At 21.3% G+C, this 3,348-nt stretch carries 2 protein-coding genes; one reads left to right on the top strand and one right to left on the bottom strand.

The window, feature by feature from the left end; all coding sequences use genetic code 11:
* The first annotated feature begins 307 nt into the window (after positions 1-307).
* On the top strand, positions 308-1,078 hold the full coding sequence (locus AS160_RS09660; RefSeq protein WP_165148290.1) for a hypothetical protein: 771 nt from the start codon (positions 308-310) through the stop codon (positions 1,076-1,078).
* A 111-nt stretch (positions 1,079-1,189) separates the two neighbouring features.
* Here the strand turns inward: AS160_RS09660 and AS160_RS09655 are convergent, their stop codons facing one another.
* Positions 1,190-1,819 (bottom strand): DUF2202 domain-containing protein, encoded by a 630-nt coding sequence (locus AS160_RS09655; RefSeq protein WP_165148287.1) that lies wholly within the window; start codon positions 1,817-1,819, stop codon positions 1,190-1,192.
* Positions 1,820-3,348: the final 1,529 nt, after the last annotated feature.

Below are 3,348 nucleotides of genomic sequence, written 5' to 3'. Positions count from 1 at the left end.
ATAATCAAGTTTATCTTTAGAAACATCGATACCAACAAACAACATAGAAACACAACCTTTCAGAATTAGATTCTAACTCTGGGTATATAAGAAAAGAGCCTCGTTATATGTAAGAGCTATAGCTCATTCTCCGGTAGCAATTCAACTTATATACCAAAGTTAGTCAGACTATTCAAGGCACTTAAGTGCAGGAGGTGACAGAATTACTTTAGTTATATAATAACTCAGAGTTAGAATTATTTTTTTAAAAATAAATATCAGATTTATTAATTATATGAAAACATTATACACGAGGGAAGGTGATAATATGAGAATAATTGAAACAATAAAAAAAGAAACATATAATATTTCTAATTACTTATCTAAAGATATAATAATAAAAGAAGCTTTGTTTTCTCCTAATAAAAAGTACTATAAATTCCTTCATTACTTTAATATTATTTTTTCATTAATTAATGTAATTCCTATAATAGGATTATTTTTTAATTTTAATTTGCCGTATTTATTTGGATATACAATTTATGCATTAGGTATATATTTTATTTGGGCATTTGAATGGGTTACGGATTTTGTTGTTTTTGAAGAAATAAAAACTTATTCAATAGTTCAAATTGCTCTTCACAGCTTTTTTGGATTATATTTAGGATTTTATGATAAATATCAATATTTTGATGATATATTACATATTACTGGTGGGATTTGGTTAGCACTGATAATATTTCCTATTATATTATCATTAGAATTAACATTTTCAAGGCAAAAAATTCCAACATTAATCACAAAAGTTAATTTTTATACATTTTCTGTGTCCTTAGCATTTGGAACATTATGGGAAATTTTTGAATTTACTTCTGATTTAATGTTTTCAGGATATCCAGGTTATAGGTTAGCCCAGGAAGGAAGCTTATTTGACACAATGACTGATTTAATATATGACTCTTTAGGTAGTATTATTGGAATATGGTTATTTTGGAAAATTTTAAAAAGATTAAATAAAAATAGAGATATGTATTTATTATTAGAAAAGATAGGATTAGCGTTAAGAAGATTTATAGATAAAAATAGAATAAAAGATTAGTTATTTTATATAAATAACCCATCCAAAACTAATATGGTGGGTTATTTTTTTAAGCAAATATATTGAAATAATATCTCACGAATATAGTTATAAATTTTTAATAAATATATATTAATTATCTATATCATTATTCTTTTCATTTAAAATTTTTTGCAACTTATCATTAGTTATATATCGTGCTGTATATGTTGCGTTATATCTATCCAATTGACTCATAAATGCTCTCATATGATTTTCTGATCCAGATTTTAAATTATTATATACTAATTTTATATCTTGATTATCCGTTTCTTTTAAAAACATATCTAGATCATATATATCTAAATCTTCAATTTCTGCTCCAACTTTTAAAGCATCAATAACTGAATTTTTACTTTCTGCAATTAAATCAAAATATAATTTTTCTAATTTTTCATTATTAAATACGCCAATGGTATAATCTGTTATTGGATCTTGTATATCATATTTATCTAAAATACTCTTTATTATATTCATATGTATTTGTTCAGCTCGAGCTATATTATAAAATATTTGAATACCCCAAGTATCATATAATGTTAAATAAACATCTCTTGCTAATTTTTCTTCCTCTCTCATTTGTAATAGACCGTTTGTTTCGCTTGCCGATAGTGTTTCAACTGGTAAGTTAGATATTTCTTTACCTATATTATAGAATCCTCCTGCAAATGAAACTACTATTAATAATAGCACAATAATTCCTACTAACATATTTTTTTCCATATTATTTGCCTCCATATTTTTAAATTACGTTTTCAACATCTATATGATATCCTAAATAACTTAGAGCTTGCTTAAAACAAGCTTAAAATGTCCTTAGATTTAATAAATAGTATCTAGTTTTTTAATAAAAATTTTTTCAGATGATTTCAATTATATTATAAAACCATATATATAATTTATTATTTTATTTTTAAATCCTTTAATTTTAATGTAATCATTAATTAAATATTCTTTAAAAAGAATTAAGCGATATAAGGTGATTAAAATATTTATTTTGATAATTATATCATGTTTATCCTTTTCCGAAGCTTATAAATGAAAATTTTTAATTAATAAAGAATACTAAAAAAAATAATATTATATTTCCACTAACTTCGGTAAATCGAAATTTACCGAAGTAAGTAAAAAACCTTTGATTAAGCATAAAATAGCTTATATTATGATTTTTAAAAGATAAAATATTGTTATTATCTAAAATATTCCAAATGATAAAAACATAAAATCATTTTTTACTTTTGATTATAATATACAATATATATTATATATACATTATATATATTTATTTATTATTTTAAATAAAATAAATATGTGTATATTACCAAATATTTTATTATTCGTTTTTTTTGAAAAATATACAAGAATAATACAATATATATTATAATACATTTACTGTATTGCTTATATAAAAAAATAAATATTTTTAGTGTATGTAATTAAATACATTATATACTATATAATGTATTATACAATATAAAATATAAAGAATATCTTCTCTTATAAAACACTTTATTCAAATTATAAAATGTTATATGTTGTATATTGTTATATATATTGCATATGTAAATAAATATTATATATGATAAAAAGATAAATATATTGAATGAGATTAGAAAGAAGAGAAAAAAATATAAGATGGAAAATACAAAAGAGGCATTATTACTTGATTTTAATTGAATTAAGATATGTCTTTTTACTTCGGTAAACGTGGATTTACTGAAGTAAATCTATTAAATATAGTATAAATAAAAGATTATAGAAAAAAGCTCCTCCCTACTTTTATTTTATAAAGTTAGGAAAAGATTTATATTATGATTTTAACTATTATTGTAATATTAAAACACACTTGAATTCCTTGTTTTCTGGATTTTGTTTTTTATAATTTAAAAACATTATATATTCTGTTTTTATATCTATAATATTATTTGTATCATTAATAAGTAACGCATATATCTAATCCCATTTAATGAAAATAAACATGGCTCCAGAAAAATACTGGAGCCATGTTTAATAAATTCTTTATGCTATTTTTAATTGTATTACTTTCAGTGAGCAAATCATAGATGGGTTATTCCTTTTTTCTTATTTATATAAAATAATTTATGTTCTCAATCAAGCACTTTATTTTTTAATAAAATTCCTTTTTTAATTTCATATATGTATTTTGCAACTCAAAAGTAAGCCAAATTATAATTGAAAAATGGGCCAAAAAAATAAAATGTTGAAAACATCCGTGTTTTAAACAATATTAA

It is taken from the genome of Marinitoga sp. 38H-ov (assembly GCF_011057715.1).
GTDB lineage: Bacteria > Thermotogota > Thermotogae > Petrotogales > Petrotogaceae > Marinitoga.
Note: the sequence above shows the minus strand (reverse complement) of the source record. Positions and strands in the feature narration are given on the sequence as shown.

Excerpts from the sequence above, each read along its gene's own strand:
- AS160_RS09655 (WP_165148287.1), bottom strand. The coding sequence starts at position 1,819 with ATGGAAAAAAATATGTTAGTAGGAATTATTGTGCTATTATTAATAGTA.
- AS160_RS09660 (WP_165148290.1), top strand. The coding sequence starts at position 308 with ATGAGAATAATTGAAACAATAAAAAAAGAAACATATAATATTTCTAAT.